The organism is Streptomyces djakartensis (assembly GCF_014651075.1).
In the GTDB taxonomy this organism is placed as follows: domain Bacteria; phylum Actinomycetota; class Actinomycetes; order Streptomycetales; family Streptomycetaceae; genus Streptomyces; species Streptomyces djakartensis.
This window is the reverse complement of sequence record NZ_BMWE01000023.1, coordinates 26,596-46,555: the sequence shown is the minus strand read 5'-3', so window position 1 is coordinate 46,555 and position 19,960 is coordinate 26,596. Positions and strand designations below refer to the sequence as shown.

The window sequence follows — 19,960 nt, the reverse complement described above, 5'->3', positions numbered from 1 at the left end:
GTATAGGCTGGTGCGCGTGGATGTGACAGGGTGTCTTGGGTGCGACCTTCTGGCCGGGCGCCGGGAGTTGCCCGGAGGCGTCCTGCACGAAACCGCTGCCTGGGTGGTGAACCACGTCGTCGGTCCGATGAATCTCGGCACCTTGATCGTCGGTCCACGGGAGCACGTCGTGGCTGTCGCGGAACTCGACGGCACGGCAGCAGCGGAACTCGGCCCCTTGCTGCGCGATACCGCTCGTGTCGTCGAGACGTTGTGCCGGCCTGAGCAGCCCTACGTCTGCATGTGGTCGCATGGCCGCGACGCGCGCAAGCACCTGCACATCGCGGTCCAACCGGCGACCCCAGAGGTGCGGGCCCGTTACGGCGGGCTGCGCTCCGAGCAACTCCAGGCCCGGATGCTGGCGGACGGTGACGAGCCGGACATCGCGGATGTCGGAAAATTCTGCGATCAGGCTCGCGAGCTGTTCCGAGAGATCGCCGAAAGCAGCGTCGAAGACCGCAGCTGATCACCAGTGCTGGACCACGTCACGTCGTAGTCGGGCGAGCCACGCACCCTCTCAACCTGAAGTTGGAAAAGGCTCAGTGACGGCAGCGCTGACGGCAACGGCGGCGGACCGCAGCGGCATTCGGCGGGCCGTTCGCGGTGCCGGCATGGGGCGATCGGACCGGCTCACCCTCTGTTCAACTTGAACGAACGAGCTACTGTAATGATTTCCAATCAACAAGGATCACTCTGGTTGAGTAACGTGGCGACTTTTTCCCAAGCCTCCATTCCGTAATCGTCCGGTCTCCTTTAGCGAGATTGCAGTCAGGGCAAGCTGGTACCAAGTTCCCGATACTGTCATCTCCGCCTCGAGAAATAGGGACAATGTGCTCTTGATGTAAAGATTCAGTTTTCTCGCCACAGTAGGCGCAGGAACCCGCATGCCGATTCCACAACCGTGCGAGATCGCGCTCGGTTATGCTGTATCGTTTAGCATTGGCCAACATGGCCCGGCGTTGATGGTTCCCTCGACGCTTTGCGGCACGAACCTTTTCTGGGTTCGCTTCAAAGTAGGCGCGTCGGGAGCATCGACTGGAACAATAGATGCGGTTTGCTGTACTGAGGGGCATTCTCTCACCGCAGTAAGCGCATGGGTGCGAGCGGAGAGCAGTTCCGACCTTCCGTTTGTACTGTGCTTTCAAATAGCAGGGTTGTCCGCAGAACTTGGCATCGACTCGACGATGGGACATACTGCCACCGCACCATGCACAAGAGTGATCTTTAGGATTCGGTATGTGGTTAGCGCGGTACCAGCAACCGTGACTGCAGTACTTGCGAAGGCCATGTTCCTGTGTCCCGATCGGCTCCCCGCAGACCGCACACTCTCGATCTTGTTTCGCTTCTATGCGTTGGCCCTTGCGACGCTCTGCCTGCGCTTTATTATTCGTGGCGACCTGGCAATCAGTCGAGCAGTAGAGTGCGAGAGTTCCCCTCGCAAGCGGAACGGTCAAGCCGCAGCCTCTACAGGCAACTGGATCTGGGCGTACCTGTGACCCTTTGAGGGCCTTACATTCCTCACAAAACTGTGGTTTACGTCCCGGCTTGTCGCCTGGAACTTTGAAGGCGCCACCGCATCCCTTGCACTCAATAGTTATCGAGGTCGGCCTTTTAGCAGCCCGTCTCTGACGTCGCCGTAGCAACTGCTCCTCATGTGACAGGGCTGGCTGACGCGGAACATGCCCCTGAGCCCTGTAGTGGCACCGTTGGCTGCAGTACTTGGCGAAGGCCTTCAAATTGTTTATGTCTGCACCACAGGACTCGCACCTTCTGTCGCCTCGCAGGAGGCGTAACTCCTCCATGCGTGCTGCGTGATGAGCCTTGGCCTTGCGTACCTTCGCGGCCGCCTTATGCTCCTCAGAGCAGTAGCGGGGAGGAGCGCCAGGACGATTCGGTCGAACGAATTCACTACCGCACTCCTCGCAGATAAGCGTTGTCGGCCGGCGCGCCTCCAGAGCACAAGCGCCCGAGCAGTACTTCGCTAGTCCATGCCGATGGCTGATGTCCGCGCTACATACAGCGCATCTCCGGAGACCCCGTACCGTCATGCGGGGATGGTATGAGGGCCCACTGACAGTGGGGCCACGCCTCCATACCTGCGCAGGTCAGGCGGACTATGGGTTGCTCCGTTTCGACATCTACAAGTGACATCAACGACGCTGGACGCCAGCGATCCAGGACAGTTCGGCATGGACAGCGTGGCCGGGTGGCTTCCCTGCAGTGCCGAGCAGTGATCGAACTCCTAATGCGGTGCTCACACACGAGCGCTCTCCCGGGCCGTGGAGTCTCCCACTCTCACCGTCAGACGCCTACGATCCATCACACAGGCGACGAGGGGGGACCATGGAAGCCAGCAGCAACACCATGTCCGGCAAGACGTGGATCGGCACAAGCCGGCACGCCCTCTGTATCGACATGGCCCGACGGTTCGAAGCGCAGCAGCGTGAAGCCCTCGAGCGCGACGACAACGAGGCCGCCGAACGGTACCGGCTGTGGGGTCTCGGCTTTCTCCTGGAGACCAAGGACATCGACGCCGGGAAGGCCAAGAGGATCGTCTCAGACGCGGAGGCCGCCCGGCTGCGGGCAGCCGAGGACGAGGCTAAGCAGGCGACTGCGGACGCGGAGCACTTGGCCGCGCTCAAGAAGAAGCTCGGCATCACACCCCGCGCGAACGGGTCCGCATACCGGCCCTTCCGTGGCGGCCTTCCAACACTCGGCAAAGACCGCTAATGGTCAGGTCACGGCCTGGCCGCCCTGCTGTGCCTGCTCCTGCGGCTGCTGTTCCCGGTCGTTCGAATCGTCTGGACTACACACCGCGTGCCTGATGGCAGTGACGGCAACGCTGACGGCAACGACGGCGGACGGCGGTAGCGCTCGGCGGCCCGGCATGGAAGCGGCAGGGGACGATCCGGCCCCTCCACCACGGCATGCCCGCATCTTCTAAGCACTTGGCCGCATGCCATGGCTAGTCGGCTACTGAACTTGATTGGGTGATGCCGGCGCGTTCGGCTGAGCGACAGCCGCGGTGCTCTTCCCCCGGACGCTCAGGCTGCGGCTTCGCCGGGGTCCTCGCCGTCCGGGCTCAGATAGAACCACCGGCGCACCAAGGTGTAACCGGGAGGGAGGTCGTTGCCCGTCAATTCCTTGTACCTTGCCTTGGCCGCCTCACCGGCCTGCTGACCGGCGGGGAGCCTCCGCAGGAAGGGGTCGCGGTCAGGGTCAAGGGAGGACCGACGAGGCTCGTCCGTGGCTTCACAGCCGGAGACCGGGTCGGAATCCCCGAGGTCCTCGGCGTCGTACCTCTCGCCGTCCTGCCTCGTGGCGAGATGGGCAACCACGGCCAGGCCCACGGCCAGAGTTACGGCGCCGACGATGCGGATCTTCGGCTTGTGCCTCTCGTACCAGTTCTTCGTCTTCTCAGCGAAGGAGGTGGGCTCGCCGTCCTCGGGCGTGGAGTCATTCACGCACACACATCTACCGGACCCATCCTTCACCTGTCAGGCAATCATCCGATATGGCCCGATCAAGTTCAGTAGCTTGCCGCCACAACCGATGACATTGATGACGCCGGCGAGCAGCAGACCGCTCATGTCGATCGTCGGGTATCGGCCCTCGGTTACCCCACGACCAGCGTCTTGGACCGCGTGACCTCGCAGCCAGCAGTTCGACACGAAGAGAAGCGTGCCAGATCGTTGGGGGAACCACGGGGAACACCGGGGAAGCAGTCGACCGCCTAGCCAGCGCCGACCATTGTTTGCCGCAGGTCAGTGGAGCTTCCCCGAAGGACCCAAGCTTCCCAAGTTGATGTCACCCACCGGAATGCCGTTCGTCCGGGCTGCGGCGCTGGGGCGCCGGTCCCGGCCGAGCGGCATGCCGAAGAGCGCACCAGAGATCATCGAGGCAGCGAAGAGCCTTCTGCGGCAGTGCCGAGGCACGATGTCGCAAGGGGACCGGGTCGTCTGAGTGCGGAGCTACCTCAGGGATGAGGCGTAACCGGCGTCCGGGAGCAGGCCGCTGGCGCTTCCCATCGAGTGGTCATAGCCGGTTCACCCGTCGGGATACGGCGCTCCGCTTCCAGTCCTGCCGTGATCAGCTGTGCCAGCAGTTCGGCCGCCTCAGGGCGAACGGCTCCCAACTGCACCAACCCATCCCCGGAGACGTTGACGTCAGCCACCAGGCCGGGGAAGTCGCAATCCAGTCCGAGCAGCACCAGTTGATCGGCCAGAGAGCCAGCGCTTCGCCGAGCGCGGTTCCAGCCGCGGACGTAGGGCACGCCAGGCGACAGGTCCTCCGCGCGCTTGGCCACCACTCCTCGCCGGTCGGTCATGACGTCAGGTCCTTTCCCTGTGCTCATTGGTAGTGGTCTGCGCAGCTTCAGAGCCGTCGCGGTCCGCGCCCAAGCCGCTTGCCAGCGCCAGGCGCAAGAGCTCCGCGAGGCGTTCGGCCGTGTCGGGGGACACTCGGCCCAGCTCGACGAGGCCGTGCCCGAAAGCGTTCAAATCCGCGCGTAAGTAGGGGAAGTCCTTCTCCAGACCTGCGCGTACCAGGACGTCCCGTAGTGCCGTGGTGGCGTTTCGGGCCGCGTACCATCCGTCGCTGTCGAGGGGCGACCACGTGGCGAAGTCGTGCCCGCTGGTCGGCTCATCCCGCATCGGTGGTGGTCTCCTCGGGGAGTGCAGCGACCGCCGCGTACGGAGTCGGGTACTGCTCGTCGAAGCGGTCGATCCTCGCCAGGAGTTCCGCGGAGGCCACAAGAGCCGTCGCGAGGGCGACCGGGCGCAGCGGGTTGGCCTCCGGCCGGCGCGTCGGCGCGCGGAGCCACTGGTATCGGTCCGCGGAAAGTGGGATGGGTCCGGGCACTACGACGGCGGAGCCATGGCCGAGGTACCGGTACGGCGGCGGGGAGGGCGTTTCTCGTCCGAGGAAGTGCGCGAAGGTGTCGCGGCTGTTCGAGCCGAGGAAGAAGCCAACGCGCTGTGCTTTGCGGTCGACGACCGAGGGGCCGAACGGCAAGCCACTGCGCAAGAGCCGGTCGAACATCTCCAGGCCGAGGCGCTGGTCTACGCTCACCACGTCGAAGAGGCGCCCCGTCGCGAGCAGGCAAGGCATCCGCGGATCATCCGCCCAGATCTGCCGGCACTGCGCGGGATCGTCCGCCGCCGCAGACAGCCATTCCATACCGCGCCTGGTCATCCTCTGCATGACGATCTCACCTTCAGTCGGCTTACGTTGCGGCCCCGGTGCCGCAGCACTTCCAGACTTCCGGTCGGGCTCCTGGCCAGGGCAGATGACGAGAGATGACCGGGGATGACGCGTCCACGCGCAATGCGTCATCCCCCGTCCTCTTCTTCTCTTGCAGATGAACTCCGGTTACTGCCTGCACGAAGCGATGACCAGCACGTACATTCAGTAACAGAACCCCGAGTTGTCGCACCGGCATCACGCAGGGAGTGAAAGGCGCCTTGAAGCCGAGCAGTGTCCTCTTACGTGAAGCTCGCACGGGTCGAGGCTGGAGCCAGCCGCGATTGGTAAGGGAACTACGGCAGGCTGCCGCCCAGCGCGGGCACCAACTCCCCTCGGATGCCAGCGTGAAGCGCCGTATTGCCAGCTGGGAGAACGGCCACAGCGCCCCGGACGACTTCTACGGCCCGCTGCTGTGTGACGCCTTCAGCACCAGCGCGGCCGAACTCGGTTTGAGTCACGGGGAAGTCGCCAACAGCGCTCTACTCGACGCCGCGTATCCCGCAAGCCCCGATGACGCCATTCGGACGGTCGGCCAACTGTGGCGTGCCGACCTCAATCAGTACGACCCGTTGCTCACCGCGGATCCGTCCGAGCCCGCATGGAACGAAGCGTCCCTCCGATGGTTGGTCGCCCCCGAGCCCAGCATCCCCCAGCCTCGTACGGAAGGCGCCCGAGTCGGTCTCGGCGACGTGGCAGCAATTAAGACCACGGCGGACATGTTCGCCCAGCTCGACGACCAGTTCGGCGGAGATCACGCACGTCACTCCGTCATCCAGTACCTCAACAACGATGTGGCCCCACTCCTGCGCGGCCGGTACACCGAGCAGGTAGGGCGAGCCCTCTTCTCTACCGTGGCGGAAGCGACCCTCCTCGCCGGCTGGATGTCCTACGACGCCTGTCACCACGGACTCGCGCAGCGGTACCTTCTCCAGGCCCTCCGGTTCGCCCAGGACGCCAACGACCGTCGGCTTGCGGGCAGCATCCTGTCAGCGATGAGCCACCAGGCGACCTTCCTGGGGCGGTACACCGAGGCCGCCACTCTCGCGCGGGCCGCCCTCATGGGCATCTCTCCCGTGGCTACACCGACGTTGCGCGCACAGTTCCATGCGATGGAGGCCCGAGCCCTGGCGCGTACCGGCGATGTCGCTGCGTGCGAGGCTGCCCTGGGCGCGGCTACCAAGGCCCTCGAAAGCCGGAACAACGAGGACGAGCCGGAGTGGATCAGCTACTTCGACGAGGCCGAACTTGCCGCCGAGGCCGCCCACTGCTTCCGTGACGTGAACAGCGCCCGCCGAGCCGTGGCCCACGCCGAGAACGCCATGAGCGGCAGCCACGTACGGAGCGACTTCTTCGCGACCATGGTCCTGGCCGATGCCCACCTACGGGCCGGGGACATCGAGGAGGCTTGTCGGGTGGCGCTCGACGCGTTGGATCTCGGAGAACAGCTCAAGTCGGCCCGATGCATCAGCTATCTCGCCGAGTTCCGCCGTAATCTCAGCGCGGCCGGCCGAAGCAGCGCGGTGTATGAACTTGCAGAGCAGGCCCGCGACCACAGGTTGTGGATCGCTTCGGAGCAGTACAGCTGACCATGCGCTGACGCGAACTTGACCAGGGCGCCCTCAGAAGGGCTTCCACTCCTCGCGTCCCTCGCCCGTCCGCAGGGACCGCACCCGCCGGGCGAACTCGGCGGCAGAACGTTCACTCGTTCCGACTTGGTGACCGACCCATGCCACCATCATGAGTTCTCGGAGGTCGGCCAAGGTCTCGTAGCCTGGCCAGTTCATGAGGTCGAAGCCGTACCGGTGGACGAACTCCGCGTACTCCGTCTTCGAGTGCCACCCGTAACGGTCGTGGTAGATCGCCGTCAGGATCAGGTCCCATTCTCGTGGGGCCAGTGCGAAGCCGTCCAGGTCGATGAGTACCGCTTGTCCATCCCGGTGCCTGAGGATGTTCCCGATGTTGGCATCTCCGTGGATCATGCCGAAGGGAAGGACGAAGTCCAGCCGGTCATAGTCCTTGGAGAGCCTGGCCGCTCGCTCCTCCAGGAAGGCCCTGTCTTCCTCGGCCACGCCGTCCAGCCCGTCTAGTGACGCCGTCAGCTTCGTCATCGGATCGAAGTACGGCAGGCCGAGTGACTCAGGTTCTTCCAGCCAGTGCAAGCGGCGCAGCAGGTCAGCCAGCTCGCCGAGCGTCGCGTACTCCTCGTTCTCCTGGACGCTCTCCCAGAAGGTGACCACCAGGCCGCCGACGACCATCGGCTGACTCACCAAGGCTGGCACTCGGGCGGCTGGGAAGTTTTCTGTCTCCAGCCACCGGGCCACGTTCACGGCCCGTTCCATCTCCGCCAGCACCGCCGGATCTCGGGCGATGCGGACGATGACCGGGAACGAAGCCAGGCGGTAGACCGCGTTCGACCCCAGCCTCAGCAACTCGGCGCCGCGGGAGTCAAGTCCGGCCGTCTCACACGCCTCATGGAGGATGGCCGCCAGGCCCTCCGCCGTGAACTCCGTGCCGCCGCCGACCGGTCCCCCATCGCTGCCCGAGATCATGCTTCGACGATACGGCCCGGAGTCTCCGGCCGACAGGTGGCCCACGTAATAGGGACGTGATGATCTTGCTCGGCGCCTGCCTGCTCAGAGCCTCCGGTGCAGGTCAGGGTCTCGGTGGAGTCCTGCTCTCACCTGGCCTCCGGAGCCGTGTGCTGGCTCTCGTCTCCGTTCACACGAATTTATTCGCTCCAGAGCATCGGTATCTCCCGTCCTTCCAAGGTGTGCGCCGCCCTGGCGGTGAACGCTCCGAAGGCGTCGGTCCAGGAACGACTGGCTTCGCTCTCTCGCTCCTGCCAATGGTCGGCACCTTCCACCCCGTTCGTGATCATAGGTGTGGCGTGGCCCATCGCAGAGGCTCAGGCACGTAGCGCTTGGAGCACATCGATGGAGCCGGATACGAGCCCCTGAGGACCCGGAATGAGAATCTTTGCCTGCCACTTGGCCGCAATAGCGATGGCAGAGCTCGCTGTCTGGATGTGCTCTAGGACTGATTCCGCGTCTTCCAGCGCCTCAGTCTCATCGGACGCACTACCAAGCGCCTCTAGCTCAACGCGTGCAGCGATCAGGGCGGCGTATGCGCCTTGGACTGACTCGATGAAGGCGGAGAACGCTTCGACTCTTTCAGCTCTGACAGCTCGGCGGTGTTCGCTCTCGGCCGTGACGGCCGCTTGATGTCGCACCCCGAGGTAGGTCATGGCCGCCGCTCCCACGGCGCCTGCAACGCCTACGGCTGCGCCCAGAACGGCCGCTACCCCCTGATCCATAGCTCTGCATACTGCCACTGATGACGCCGAGTTGATCCGCGGGGCAGACCCGATCGGGTTCGAAGTCTGGGCCGTCTCTGGGCCGTGCGCGGGCGCCCGACGCGGACCAAGCGCGACCGGCACTGACGGTCGAGCTAGAGCAGACAGCGAAACCCCAGGTCAGAGGAACCACGCCATCTGCGTGCCCCCAGGAGTAGCGTTCAGGCGAGAGGAGGTGCTTCTCGCCAGTGCCCAGAGACACCAACCGCGAGGTCAGAGTGACCCCAGCCGCGCCCTCTCCATGAGATCGATAACGTAATGGACCAGTTCGACAGGTGCGGTAGTTGCCGCGAAGATCCTGCGATCAACGCCCCTCTCTGGATCGAACCGCCCTGTGTAGATCAGTACGGGAACGTCGATCTTGTGTTGCTCCAGCAGGCGCAGCATCTTGATCCCTGCCTGCCGATCGCCGTCCCGGTCAATGTCGCTCACGATGATGTCGTACGGCCTACGGCGGAACAGGGGTGTGGCCTCCTCCGTCGACAGGGCCACATCGATATGCATGCCAGCGGTGCGAAAAAGCTCGACTAGTGGGGCATTGCCCTCAGGGCGGTCATCAACCCACAGCAACTTGCCGCCTCTCAGGACGTCGGCGGCATGCTCTAGCCTGCCCAACGCCGTACGCCTGGCAGTCGCAGTGACAGTCGTCGTGCTCTCATCCTGAGCGCGATCGAGCAACTCGCCAGCGAGCTCGACCTCAACTCCGAGTGCACGTACAGCGGTCAGCCGCGGCACCATGCGTTGAACGATTGTCCCTCGCAGAGTGAAGTACACGGTGGCGGCGAAGGCCACCCACAGTACCGCGGGAACCGTTCCGATGAGCTTGCTCCATAAGGCGTCGGACATCCCAACATCATCAGAGACGGGGACGCTCTTTGCGACCACTTCGCGGAACATGAACTGACACCCAGTGGGCGCACGCGACGATCGACGAACGGCCCAATGGCGGCCGTCAGCATCAACACTGACGTGCCAGACGTGTGCCAGATGCAGCGGCGAATCACGGGGTACACCGAGGTATCGAGCGACGGCCAGCCAAATACTGCGAGCACTCCGCCGCAGGCCAGCACCACAGCGAACCCTAGATCACCTTAGCTTCCCAAGCTGAGAGCGCGCGTTCGGTTCTCTTCACCCGCTCCGTAAACAACCCCAGGTCAAAGACCCGGGGTCCCGGGGTCTCCTTGTTTTGCGAGCCAGTGGTGCGGCTGCGCCACCGCAACCGCACCAAAACGGCGTGACCAACCGCTGACGGGTTTCTGCGGTTTCACAGGAGATGCCGCCGCCGCGTCGACGGCCGTCAAGCGACAGGAAGTAGTCAGGCGCGCCCCTGCCGCAGGTGGCGGGAGGCGGCAAGACAGGAGGACAACCATGTCGCCTCCTCGCGGTTGATGATCAGGCCGGCAACAGTGATCATCCCGTCCATCGGGCCGTCGAGCCGAATCGAGCGGTCACCGACAAGGAACATCTCCCAGTCCGCGTCGCTGTGCCAGAGGCGTGCGGTCTTCTCGCCCCGGCGCTGGGCGAACACGAGTTCCTCTCCGTGCTCGTTCATGAAGTATCCGACGTAGTCCTTGTCGGTGATCTCACCGCCGCACAGGCGGGCCAGGAGCGGTTCGATCGCGGTCGGCGCGTCAGTCATGCGGCAGGCTCCTCGTCCGGGTCAGCTTCCTGTCGTGCCGACGACAGGGCCAGCATGCGTGAGGCTGAGTTCAGCAGGGTCTCGTATGTGATGACTTCTATGCGTGCCTGGTGCGCGTTGTAGGTGCGCAGCGTCTCCGCGATCTCCCGAGAGGTCACGCCGCCGGTCACGTACGGCGGGTGTCCGATCACTACCGTCGCCGAGGCCCGGCGAGTGTCGACGCCGTGCTCGACCAGGATGCTCGGACGGTTCTCGTCCATGGCCCGGAGGTAGTTCTGAGCCTGGGAGACCGCGCGGTGCGCCGCGGCACCCAGCATGAGGTGACCAGAGCGCCGTATGACCAGGTCCTTGATGTTGGCGCGCTTGAGCTCCACCACATGGAGAGAGCCGTCGCCGCGCAGGAGCGGGATGTCGAGGATCGTTTCCGGGGTGTATTGCCGACGTGCCAGCTCGGCCACGTAAGCCCCGCCGAAGATCCATTCCTGGTTCTTCAGGCAGGCGTGGAGGGCACTCTCGGAACTGTCAGGGTCCTCGACCACGGTACGCAAGGCCGCCAGGCCGGCCTGTCTGGCCCTCAGTTCGAGCAACTGTGCCAGCATGCCTGCGTCGACATCGGCCAGGGCGTCGTTCATCATCCGTGCGGCCTCGGCGGAGGCGGGCCGAGGCAGGTTGCGGAGGACCATCTCCATGTGCCCGTACTGCTGAAGTCGCCTCACCTCCCGGGTTGACAGCCGGATCCCGCCCTCGCCGTCCCCAAGGCTCAGGTAGTCGGCGGACCGGGCAATGCCGCGGAAGAGGTCACGAGCGTCTGCTGCGGTCGCGTCGGGTCGGTCGCGGCACAGAACGTCCAGGGCGGCGACCGCCCTGTCAGCACCCATGGCAGCCATCCTCCGCATGTGTTCCTCGCTGCGCTGCCGGGCTTCGTCGTCGTAGTAGTTCTCCAGGATCTCAAGAAACAGGTCGCCTCTTGCATAGGCCGCGAAGCGCTGAAAGCGCTGAGCGAGCGCGAAGTCTCCATGCAGGATTGCCTCTTGGGCCACATCCTCCAGGGCATCCACCAGGGACCTGCCCTTGCCATACGTTCCACCGAGGCCGCCCATGATGTGCAGCACCGTGTCAACGCGCTCCCGGACGCGCTCATCCGCGGTGAGCTCGCGTGCCGTCCGGACCATCTGCCAGAGCGTGAAGCCGGATCGAAATGTGGTCACGTGTGCACCCTAGGGCCGGGCACTGACAACCATGCTTGGCGGGAGTTTCGGCCGGTCCCTGGCGACAGGGCCGAGCGGATGGTGCCGCCTGTTGCGCGCGCAGCCAGAGGAGCACGGGCACTGGTGCTGCCGCAGCAGCCTCGCCCCCTCTCCCGTCGTCGGCGAGCCGCCGACAGTGGTCAGGGCCCGCCTGTCCGGGCCCTGACTCAGGGCCGCCGGGTGGATGAGGTCTTCCGGCTGCCGCGGCCCGTGGGGCTGGCCGTCCGGATGCCCATGGACAGGCGGGCCCTCCTCCATGAGGGCCCGGGTCACCTCAGACGGTGATGGTGGTGCCGTCGAACCGGCTGAGGGTGAACGCCGCGTCCTCCAGGGTGGCTTCCTTTGTCTCGCGCAGGACCGAGATGGCGATCTCCTCACCCAGCCGCGTCGCTTCGGTGAAGTCGGTGCGCCAGTGCACACCGGCCATGTTGCGGCCGGTGGCGATGTTCGCGGCGACCTTGTTCAGCTCGCCTCCGACGGTGAGGCGGTCGGCGTCCGGGCCGGTGTAGGGCTCCAGGGCGGTGCCGTCGGTGGTGGGGACGACCGGGTCGGGCAGGATGTGCGATTCGTCGAACCACGCCTTGAGGATCGTGACGCACGCGCCTGCCACCGTGGCGTGTCCGGAGCCGTAGGAGGGGTGGGTCGGGCTGCCCTCGGGGAACGCCTGCGGCAGCAGGTAGCTGCCGTACTTCTCGAACACCCGCTTGACCGCGACGGAGTCGAGCACCTCGCCATCGATCGGGTACTCGCGCTGCCCGCGCAGCTGCTGGTGGACCCGGCCGCCGAACTCCTCCGGCCGCAGCCGCCGGTGCACGTACCACTTCTGGAACCACACCGCCTTCAGGGCACGCGTGGCCACCTCGGTCACGAGCGAGAGAATGTGCGGGCCTCCGTACGTCCCGAAGCCGATCTGGTTGCGCGAGAAGTTGTACGGATTGCCCGGATCCACCGGCGCGTTCAGGCCGAGCAGGATGAGGGCCGCGTTGAGGTACGCCTCGTACAGGGCGTCGAAGTGGACGTAGTGCGCCAGATCGCGGGGCGTCTGGATGTGGCGCCGAGTGGCGAAGTCGCGCTCGTCCGGCTCGGGTTGCGACCCGTTCTGCACCTCGAGCCAGTCGCCCCAGGTGGTCAGGTGGTCCACCGGGCGGACCAGGGTGTCCTGCCGCTGCGGGATGAGTAGCGTGCCGTACGGGATGGCCTTGAGCAGGAACTGCGAGACGTACGGCCCGGCCAGGTCGCCCCGGGTGTCGCCGCGGAAGATGGTCTGCGGGGTGACCTGGCCGTTCTGCTTGGGCGCCCGGAAGTCGGACAGGCCGCTGAGCTCGGTGGCCGCCTCGGCGACCAGCTCACTGTCACCGAAGCGTGTGAACAGCACGTCGCGGCACAGGGCCATCCAGTACAGCTCGACCGCCTCGGCGGAGTTCTGCGCACTGTCGATGCGCGGTGCCGGCGCGATGGTCAGCGCCTGGGCGTCCGGGCCCTGAAGGTCGAACGAGGCGCCGGCCTGCGGGTTGACCAGCTTGCGCGTGTCCCCGAGCGGGATCCGCTCGAAGTCCTCGTAACTGCCGGTGGCCAGCGCCCGGCGCAGCTGGTGGTAGGCGGCCGGGTCGACCTCACCGAACCTGTTGTGCGGCAGGGCCTTGGAGTAGTTGGCCACGAACGGGTGGTCCGTCTCCTCCCCGTTGGCCCTGTGCAGCGGAATGTCGCGCTCGAACTCGACTTCGGCGGCCCGGACCCGTGCCTCGCGCGCGGCAAATCGACGATCGCTCATGTGAATCCCCCGTGTTTCCCGTGAATGGCGCTCAGCGCGCGCCACACCCCAGGAGACGGCTGGGACCGCAGGATCGTTCCGGAGAAACCGAGCAATCACGAAGATCTGCACATTTATGAGTTTGGATTTCGAATCAGCCCAGAACGGAGAATTCCGTTCCGCGGACTCCGTATGGGCGCGTTCGCCGGATCGGCCGCTGCGAAGATGCGGACGGTGGGGCGCGCGGTGACGCTGGCGTCATGCCAGAGCAACGCCGAACCGGTAGCAGTCCACCCTCCAAGGGCGAACCCTCCAAGGACGAACCCTCCAAGGGCGAGCGTGCCCGCGGTACCTCGGCGGACGCCGGCCGGGGGACGGTCGCCCAGGTCGGGCCCGAGAAGGCCGCCCGCACCGCCCGCGACTGGTTGGAGGGCTTCATCGTCCACCGCGTCGAGGGCGTGTGTGCCGTGCGGCGCACCGAGGACGGCTGGTGTGTCGCCGTCGATGTGCTGGAGGTGCCCCGCATCCCCGATACGACCAGCCTGCTCGCCACATACGAGGTGGTGCTCGATGACGCGGGCCGGCCTGCCGAGTACCGCAGGGTCTGCCGCTACCACCGAGGCGCCGTCCACAACTGACGGTCCGCCCTGCCGGCGCCCACCGGAAGCCTTCCGAGAGGAACCACCTGACCATGGCCACGACCACCACCTACTCCAGCAGCGAGGTCGTGTACGTACCGCGCGCCGGGACGCTGTACGACACCCTGGAACTCATCCTGGACCGCGGCATGGTCATCGATGTCTTCGTCCGGGTCTCCCTGGTCGGCATCGAGATCCTGAAGATAGACGCGCGCATCGTGGTCGCCAGTGTGGACACGTATCTGAAGTTCGCCGAGGCGTGCAACCGGCTGGACCTGGAGGCGACCTCGCGCAGTACCACCGTCCCCGAGATGTTCGGCGGGGCGGCGGCCAAGAGCGTGGGGAAGCGCAAGGTCAGGAAGACCATCGAGTCGGTGGGCGACAAGCTGCGCGACGTCGTCGGCGGTTCCGAGGAGGGCGACGAGGAGCCGGAGGACCGGCAGCCGGAAGAGGAGGAGCCGGAGGCGCGGCCGCGGCGGCGCGGCGCGAAGGCTCAGTCCGCAGAAGGGCGCCGCAGGCGGGAGGGTGAGCGATGACCGCGGCGGGGACTTACGTCTACGGCATCGTGGCGTGCGGCCACCCTGTGCCGTCGGGACTGCGCGGGGTGGGCATGCCGCAGGCGGTTCCGGAGGTGCTGACCGTGGGTGCGACCGCGGCCGTGGTCAGTGCCGCGCCGGTTCCGTTGCGCGCCCGGCGGCGGGATCTGCTGGCCCATCAGGAGGTGCTGCTCGCGCTGGCCCTCGACGGGCCGGTGCTGCCGATGCGTTTCGGCATGGTGGCCCCGGACGCCGATGCGGTCCGCGAGCAACTGGAAGCCGGCCAGGAGCGGAATCTGCGCGCGCTGGACCGACTGGCCGGCCGCGTGGAGATGAACGTCAAGGCGCTGCCCGCCACCGGGGCGCTCGCAGCGCTGGTCGCCGAGGAGCCCCGCGTTCGGCAGTTGCGGGAGGCCGCGCACCGACGCCCGGGATATGAGGCGAACGTGCGCCTGGGCGAGGCGGTGGTCCGCACCCTGGAGCGCCGCGCGGCCGACGCCGCACAGGAGATCCAGCCGGAACTGGCGGCGTTGGCCGGGGCCTGTTCGACCGGGCCGCACGTCGACGGCACCGTGCTGAACCTGTCGTTCCTGGTCGCCCGCGAGCAGGTCGTGGAGTTCCGGGCGGCTGTCGACCGGTTGTCGGCCAGGTACCGGGACCGGGTCGAGCTGCGTGTGGCCGGGCCGTTGCCCTGTTACAGCTTCGCCGCCGAGCCCGAGGTGGCGGCGGCTGCCGCGGTGCGGACGGGGGGCTGACATGGGGTTGCTCTCCGCGCTGCTGACCGCGCCACTGGCCCCTGTGCGAGGGGTGTCCTGGGTCGCCGACCAGCTCGCCGAAGCCGCCGACCGCGAGGTGAACGATCCGGCTGCGATCCGCGCGCGGCTCACCGCGCTGAACCAGGCATTGGAGGACGGGGAGATCGACCTGGCCGCGTTCGAGCGGGAAGAGGACCGGCTGCTCGATCGGCTGGAAGCGAGAACGGGCCCGGAGGTGACCCGGTGACCGAGGTCGACCACCGGCGGGCCGACCAGTTGCCGGGCCCCTCCACCGGCAACCTCGCCGACATCCTGGAACGCGTGCTGGACAAGGGCATCGTCATCGCGGGCGACATCAAGATCGACCTTCTGGACATCGAGCTGCTCACCATCCGGCTCCGCTTGTTCGTCGCCTCCGTCGACACCGCGAAGAAGGCGGGCATCGACTGGTGGGAGACCGATCCGGCGCTCTCCTCCCGCGCCGCGCACCACGAGCTGGTGGAGGAGAACCGACGGCTGCGCGAGCAGCTCGCGGCGCCCACGTCCTCGCGGGGTGCGGGGCTGCCCGGCGGCGGCACGGCCGCACCGGAGACAGGTGAGGAGACCCCGGAGGGCCGGCCGGGCACGCGGACCCGGCGAGCGGAGGAGCGACCGGTGCCATGACAGAGACCGTCCCGGCGGTGCCGTCCGCCACTGCGGCGACCTACGTCTTCGCCGTGTGTCGCCGCGTGGACGAGGACGTCCTCGCCCGGTTGCCGGGCATCACCACCGCCCCGGTGCGGGCGCTGCCGTTCGAGCGGCTGCGCGCTGTCGTACAGGAGGTGCCGGCGGCCGAGGCCGGCCGCGGGTCCTGGACCGAGCGGCTCTCCGATCCGGGTGAGCTGGAGCGATGCGTGCGAGCCCACCACCGGGTCGTGACGGCCGTCGCGGCGCACGGGCCCGCCGTGCCGATGGCGCTGGCCACCATCTACAGCAGCGAGGAGCGCGCACGGCAGGCGCTCGGCGACGGTGCCGCCCGCTTCCACACCGTGCTGGAGCGCGTCGACGGGCGGGTCGAGTGGGGCGTCAAGGTGTACGTGCCCTCGGCGGCCGGAGTGTCCTCGGCGGCCGGGGCGGGCCGCACCGCCGTCCCGGCCTCCGTGCCGGGCGGGTCGCCGGCGTCCGGTGCCGGACGTGCCTACCTCGAGCGGGTACGAGGCGCACACCGGGCGCGGGAGGAGAGCCGCCGGGCCGCGCTGCTCGCCGCCGAGGAGACGGACGCGGAGCTGCGAGGCCTGGCCGTGGCCGCACGCCGGCTCCGGCTCCAGGACCAGCAGCTGACGGACGGCCACCGCGCCCAGGTCCTCAACGGCGCCTATCTGGTGGAGGAGGGCCGGACGGCGCGGTTCAGGGAAGCCGTGGCCGCGCTGCGGGAGCGCACCGGTGCGCTGATCGAGCTCTCCGGGCCGTGGGTGCCCTACTCGTTCGCATCGTTCGCAGGGGAGGACGCGCTCCATGGGGATCGTTGAACCCGTGCCCTGGCAGGAACGTGAGCCGCTGGACGGGCCGATCGGCGTGCCGCTGGTGGATCTGCTGGACAGGCTGATGGCCACGGGTGTGGTGATCAGCGGGGACCTGGTGATCGCCATCGCGGACGTGCCACTGGTCCGGCTGTCGCTGCACGCCCTGTTGGCATCGGTTTCCGAGCGGGTGCCCGCTCCCTGGGCCGACTCGGGGGCGCTGTGACGGGCCACCGGCTCGATGTCGACCCCGACGCCGTCGGGCATGATCTGCTGGCTCTGGTACTGACCGTCGTGGAACTGCTGCGGCAGCTGATGGAGCGGCAGGCGATCCGCAGGGTGGAGCAGGGCGACCTCAGCGATGAGCAGGTCGAGCGCATCGGGGTGACGCTGATGATGCTCGAGCAGCGGATGACTGAGCTGTGCGACCAGCACGGGCTGCGGCCGGAGGACCTCAACCTGGATCTCGGGCCGCTGGGAACCCTGCTGCCTCGGGACTGATCGGCACGGTGGCCCGCCGGGGCCAGGCCGTCCGACTCGGCACCCTGTGCGCGCCGCGTGGACTTTTCATCACTTTCGCCCCTTACGCACCATTGCTCTACGGTGGAAAGGAGCGAGCCGCTCATAATCTGCGCACCGAGCATCGAGGTGACGGTCATGACGGAGACCACACAGCGCACGAACACCGCAACCGCCACCAGGGCGGGCAAGCAGGAGGGGGCCACGCAGGGCCGGGGAGGCGCCGGCGCTCCCGCGGAGACCCGCGGCAACACCGCCATCGCGGACGCCGTGGTGGCGAAGATCGCGGGCATGGCGGCCCGGGAGGTTCCCGAGGTGCACAACCTCGGCGGCGGGATGGCCAGGGCCGTCGGTGCCGTGCGGCAGCGCGTGCCGGGCCCGGGCGGCGGCGGTGTCACGCAGGGTGTGAAGGTGGAGGTCGGTGAGCGGCAGGCCGCCGTCGACCTGGACCTGGTCGTCGAGTACGGGGCCGCCATCACCGACACCGCCGCGGACGTCCGGACCAATGTCGTCAACGCGGTGGAACGGATGACCGGCCTGGAGGTCGTGGAGGTCAACATCGCCGTCGACGACGTCCATCTCCCGGACGAGCAGGACGAGTCCGAGCAGACGGAGCGGCGCGTGGCCTGAGGCTCCCCCCCCGGAGCGGCACCAGCCGCGGTCCGCTGTCGACCGACGTCCCGCACCTCCTGCGGGCGGCACGGACCCGTGTGCCGTGAGCGCCCGCCGAGGTCAGGCCGAGCGCTTGCGGGACGTCGACTTCTTCGCGGCCGTCTTCTTCGCCGTGCTCTTGGCCGCGGTCTTCTTCGTGCCCTGCCCGGACTTGGCGGTCGACTTCCTCGCCGATGCCGCGGTCTTCTTGGCCGCCGTCTTCTTCGCGGCCGTCGACTTCTTGCCGCCGGTCTGCTTGGGGGCGGCAGGGGCCGTCTTGCCCTGGGGGAGCGACTTCACCTCGGCGTGCTCGCCGGCCTCCTCACCGCGGGACTCGCGTGCCGCGCGGACGCTGCTCTCCAGGGCCGCCATCAGGTCCAGGACCTTGCCGCCCGCCGCGGGCTCCGGCGCCTGGGGCAGGGCCTCTCCGGCGGCCTTCGCGGCGATGACCTCCTCCACGGCCTCGCGGTACTCGTCGTGCAGGTCCTCCAGGTCGACCTCCCCGAGGGTGTCCATCAGGGCGTCGGCCAGGTCCAGTTCCTTGTCGCGGACCGTGACGTTCGCGTCCGGGGCCACGCCCTCGGGGGCGCGGACCTCGTCCGGCCACAGCAGGCCGTGCATCGCGATCGCGTCGCCGACCACCCGGAGCATGCCGAGGCGCTCCCGGCCACGGAGGGCGAACTTGGCGATCGCCACCTTGTTGCTGCGCTTCAGCGCCTCCCGCAGCAGGGTGTACGGCTTCGCCGCCGGAGCGCCGCTGGCCTGGAGGTAGTAGGCGGCGTCCATCTGGAGCGGATCGATCCGGTCGGCCGGGACGAAGGCGACGATCTCGATGGTCTTGGCCGTCGGGATGGGCAGGCTGGACAGGTCCTCCTCGGTGATCGGGATGATCGTGCCGTCCGCGTCCTCGTAGCCCTTGCCGATCTCGCCCTGGGTGACCTCGCGGTCCTCCAGCTCGCAGAACTTGCGGTAGCGGATGCGGCCGCCGTCCTCGGTGTGGATCTGGCGGAAGGAGATCGAGTGGCTCTCGGTGGCGTTCACCAGCTTGATCGGGATGCTGACCAGGCCGAAGGAGATGGCGCCGTTCCAGATGGATCTCACGTGCAGCACCCTTCCGGTCACTGTGGGGAGTGTTCGTCGTGGTTTGCGTGGGATTCTTTGGGATTCTTATCGTATGGCGCCTATCACAGTGGTGGAGGGGCGACGGCTCGCGCTCAGCAATCTGGAGAAGGTGCTGTATCCCGCCACCGGCTTCACCAAGGGCGAGGTGCTGCACTACTACGCGACCGTCGCCGGGGTCCTGCTGCCCCATCTGCGCGACCGGGCGGTGTCCTTCCTGCGGTATCCGGACGGGCCGGACGGCCAGGTGTTCTTCACGAAGAACGTGCCGCCCGGTACGCCCGAGTGGGTCACCACGGCCGAGGTGCCGCGGGTCGAGGGTCCCTCACGGATGGTGCTGGTGCAGGACCTGCCGAGCCTGATGTGGTCGGCCAACCTGGTGACCGAGTTCCACACCCACCAGTGGCTCGTCGGCACGCCGGACGAGGCCGACCGGATCGTCTTCGACCTCGATCCGGGGGCGCCCGCGAGCATCGTGCAGTGCTGCGAGGTCGCGCTGTGGCTGCGGGAACGGCTCGCCCGGGACGGCATCGAGACCTACGCAAAGACCTCCGGCTCGAAGGGGCTGCACCTGCTCGCCGCCGTGCGCGGGGCGTCCTCCGAGCGGGTGTCCGAGTACGCCAAGGAACTGGCCGTCGAGGCGGAGAAGGCCATGCCCCGGCTCGCGCTGCACCGGATGACCCGGAGCCTGCGGCCGGGGAAGGTCTTCGTCGACTGGAGCCAGAACGCCGCCCGCAAGACCACCGCGGCCCCCTACACCCTCCGGGCCCGTCCCGAGCCGACCGTCTCGGCCCCGGTGACCTGGGAGGAGGTCGAGGAGTGCGGCTCGCCCGGCCGCCTGGACCTCCGGGCGACGGACATCGCCCCCCGGGTGCAGGACTACGGCGATCTGCTCGCCCCGCTGCTCGATCCGGAACGGGCGGGGCGGCTGCCGTAGCTCCGCCCGGCCGGGGCACGCCCGCCCTCGGGAGG

Annotated in this window: 25 protein-coding genes; 13 read left to right on the top strand and 12 right to left on the bottom strand. The window is 67.5% G+C overall.

What is annotated here, in order from left to right:
• Positions 1 to 16 precede the first annotated feature (16 nt).
• Entirely contained in the window at positions 17 to 505 is a 489-nt protein-coding gene (locus tag IE212_RS29635) for an HIT family protein (RefSeq protein ID WP_229864634.1), read from the top strand.
• Between the two features lie 193 nt (positions 506 to 698).
• Here IE212_RS29635 and IE212_RS35690 read toward each other — a convergent pair whose 3' ends face one another.
• Positions 699 to 989, bottom strand: a complete 291-nt coding sequence (locus tag IE212_RS35690; protein ID WP_373301448.1) for an HNH endonuclease — start codon at positions 987 to 989, stop codon at positions 699 to 701.
• A 1,393-nt stretch (positions 990 to 2,382) separates the two neighbouring features.
• Between IE212_RS35690 and IE212_RS29625 the strand changes: the two genes are divergently transcribed.
• Positions 2,383 to 2,769, top strand: a complete 387-nt coding sequence (locus IE212_RS29625) for a hypothetical protein (protein ID WP_052840692.1) — start codon at positions 2,383 to 2,385, stop codon at positions 2,767 to 2,769.
• 314 nt (positions 2,770 to 3,083) lie between these two features.
• Here IE212_RS29625 and IE212_RS29620 read toward each other — a convergent pair whose 3' ends face one another.
• The 4 genes from IE212_RS29620 to IE212_RS29605 form a co-directional block, all read right to left on the bottom strand.
• The gene (locus tag IE212_RS29620) at positions 3,084 to 3,503 is read right to left on the bottom strand and encodes a hypothetical protein (protein WP_190201039.1); all 420 of its coding nucleotides are present in this window, start codon (positions 3,501 to 3,503) and stop codon (positions 3,084 to 3,086) included.
• 512 nt (positions 3,504 to 4,015) lie between these two features.
• The gene (locus IE212_RS29615; RefSeq protein ID WP_190201038.1) at positions 4,016 to 4,366 is read right to left on the bottom strand and encodes a hypothetical protein; all 351 of its coding nucleotides are present in this window, start codon (positions 4,364 to 4,366) and stop codon (positions 4,016 to 4,018) included.
• Positions 4,367 to 4,370: 4 nt separating this feature from the next.
• Positions 4,371 to 4,691 (bottom strand): hypothetical protein, encoded by a 321-nt coding sequence (locus tag IE212_RS29610; RefSeq protein ID WP_190201037.1) that lies wholly within the window; start codon positions 4,689 to 4,691, stop codon positions 4,371 to 4,373.
• Positions 4,681 to 5,373, bottom strand: coding sequence for a bifunctional DNA primase/polymerase (locus IE212_RS29605; RefSeq protein WP_268250805.1), 693 nt, complete (start codon positions 5,371 to 5,373; stop codon positions 4,681 to 4,683). Before IE212_RS29605 ends, IE212_RS29610 begins: the two co-directional genes overlap by 11 nt.
• A gap of 116 nt (positions 5,374 to 5,489) precedes the next feature.
• Between IE212_RS29605 and IE212_RS29600 the strand changes: the two genes are divergently transcribed.
• A complete protein-coding gene (locus IE212_RS29600) occupies positions 5,490 to 6,869 on the top strand; it encodes an NsdA family TPR-like regulatory protein (RefSeq protein ID WP_506005137.1) in 1,380 nt (459 codons plus the stop codon).
• Positions 6,870 to 6,902: 33 nt separating this feature from the next.
• On the opposite strand, the gene IE212_RS29595 is transcribed toward IE212_RS29600, so the two are convergent.
• The 6 genes from IE212_RS29595 to IE212_RS29570 form a co-directional block, all read right to left on the bottom strand.
• Complete coding sequence (locus tag IE212_RS29595) at positions 6,903 to 7,832, bottom strand: aminoglycoside phosphotransferase family protein (protein WP_190201034.1); 930 nt, start codon at positions 7,830 to 7,832, stop codon at positions 6,903 to 6,905.
• A gap of 356 nt (positions 7,833 to 8,188) precedes the next feature.
• The gene (locus IE212_RS29590) at positions 8,189 to 8,527 is read right to left on the bottom strand and encodes a hypothetical protein (RefSeq protein ID WP_190201033.1); all 339 of its coding nucleotides are present in this window, start codon (positions 8,525 to 8,527) and stop codon (positions 8,189 to 8,191) included.
• A 321-nt stretch (positions 8,528 to 8,848) separates the two neighbouring features.
• Positions 8,849 to 9,532, bottom strand: coding sequence for a response regulator (locus tag IE212_RS29585; protein ID WP_190201032.1), 684 nt, complete (start codon positions 9,530 to 9,532; stop codon positions 8,849 to 8,851).
• A 418-nt stretch (positions 9,533 to 9,950) separates the two neighbouring features.
• Entirely contained in the window at positions 9,951 to 10,274 is a 324-nt protein-coding gene (locus IE212_RS29580; protein WP_190201031.1) for a hypothetical protein, read from the bottom strand.
• Positions 10,271 to 11,482: a Shedu anti-phage system protein SduA domain-containing protein gene (locus IE212_RS29575; protein WP_190201030.1), complete on the bottom strand. Its 1,212-nt coding sequence runs from the start codon at positions 11,480 to 11,482 to the stop codon at positions 10,271 to 10,273. Before IE212_RS29575 ends, IE212_RS29580 begins: the two co-directional genes overlap by 4 nt.
• A 313-nt stretch (positions 11,483 to 11,795) precedes the next feature.
• Positions 11,796 to 13,292 (bottom strand): vanadium-dependent haloperoxidase, encoded by a 1,497-nt coding sequence (locus tag IE212_RS29570; protein WP_229864633.1) that lies wholly within the window; start codon positions 13,290 to 13,292, stop codon positions 11,796 to 11,798.
• Between the two features lie 239 nt (positions 13,293 to 13,531).
• On the opposite strand from IE212_RS29570, the gene IE212_RS29565 reads away from it, so the two are divergent.
• From IE212_RS29565 to IE212_RS29525, 9 genes are all read left to right on the top strand, one after another.
• Positions 13,532 to 13,909, top strand: a complete 378-nt coding sequence (locus IE212_RS29565) for a gas vesicle protein GvpO (RefSeq protein WP_190201029.1) — start codon at positions 13,532 to 13,534, stop codon at positions 13,907 to 13,909.
• Positions 13,910 to 13,962: 53 nt separating this feature from the next.
• Entirely contained in the window at positions 13,963 to 14,445 is a 483-nt protein-coding gene (gvpJ, locus tag IE212_RS29560; protein WP_190201028.1) for a gas vesicle protein GvpJ, read from the top strand.
• Positions 14,442 to 15,200 carry a GvpL/GvpF family gas vesicle protein gene (locus IE212_RS29555; protein ID WP_190201027.1) on the top strand — a complete coding sequence of 253 codons (759 nt, stop codon included), beginning with the start codon at positions 14,442 to 14,444 and terminating at the stop codon, positions 15,198 to 15,200. Before gvpJ ends, IE212_RS29555 begins: the two co-directional genes overlap by 4 nt.
• A 1-nt stretch (position 15,201) precedes the next feature.
• Positions 15,202 to 15,447, top strand: coding sequence for a gas vesicle protein GvpG (locus IE212_RS29550; protein ID WP_190201026.1), 246 nt, complete (start codon positions 15,202 to 15,204; stop codon positions 15,445 to 15,447).
• Complete coding sequence (locus tag IE212_RS29545; protein WP_190201025.1) at positions 15,444 to 15,863, top strand: gas vesicle protein; 420 nt, start codon at positions 15,444 to 15,446, stop codon at positions 15,861 to 15,863. The genes IE212_RS29550 and IE212_RS29545 overlap by 4 nt, the downstream gene beginning before the upstream one ends.
• Positions 15,860 to 16,708: a GvpL/GvpF family gas vesicle protein gene (locus IE212_RS29540; RefSeq protein WP_190201024.1), complete on the top strand. Its 849-nt coding sequence runs from the start codon at positions 15,860 to 15,862 to the stop codon at positions 16,706 to 16,708. The genes IE212_RS29545 and IE212_RS29540 overlap by 4 nt, the downstream gene beginning before the upstream one ends.
• A complete protein-coding gene (locus tag IE212_RS29535; RefSeq protein ID WP_190201023.1) occupies positions 16,695 to 16,925 on the top strand; it encodes a gas vesicle protein in 231 nt (76 codons plus the stop codon). The genes IE212_RS29540 and IE212_RS29535 overlap by 14 nt, the downstream gene beginning before the upstream one ends.
• On the top strand, positions 16,922 to 17,200 hold the full coding sequence (locus IE212_RS29530; RefSeq protein WP_190201022.1) for a gas vesicle protein K: 279 nt from the start codon (positions 16,922 to 16,924) through the stop codon (positions 17,198 to 17,200). Before IE212_RS29535 ends, IE212_RS29530 begins: the two co-directional genes overlap by 4 nt.
• A 156-nt stretch (positions 17,201 to 17,356) precedes the next feature.
• Positions 17,357 to 17,848 carry an Asp23/Gls24 family envelope stress response protein gene (locus IE212_RS29525; protein ID WP_190201021.1) on the top strand — a complete coding sequence of 164 codons (492 nt, stop codon included), beginning with the start codon at positions 17,357 to 17,359 and terminating at the stop codon, positions 17,846 to 17,848.
• Positions 17,849 to 17,950: 102 nt separating this feature from the next.
• Here the strand turns inward: IE212_RS29525 and ku are convergent, their stop codons facing one another.
• Positions 17,951 to 18,970 carry a non-homologous end joining protein Ku gene (gene ku / locus IE212_RS29520; RefSeq protein WP_444545061.1) on the bottom strand — a complete coding sequence of 340 codons (1,020 nt, stop codon included), beginning with the start codon at positions 18,968 to 18,970 and terminating at the stop codon, positions 17,951 to 17,953.
• Positions 18,971 to 19,043: 73 nt separating this feature from the next.
• On the opposite strand from ku, the gene ligD reads away from it, so the two are divergent.
• Entirely contained in the window at positions 19,044 to 19,925 is an 882-nt protein-coding gene (ligD, locus tag IE212_RS29515; protein ID WP_190201020.1) for a non-homologous end-joining DNA ligase, read from the top strand.
• The last annotated feature ends 35 nt before the right edge of the window (positions 19,926 to 19,960 follow it).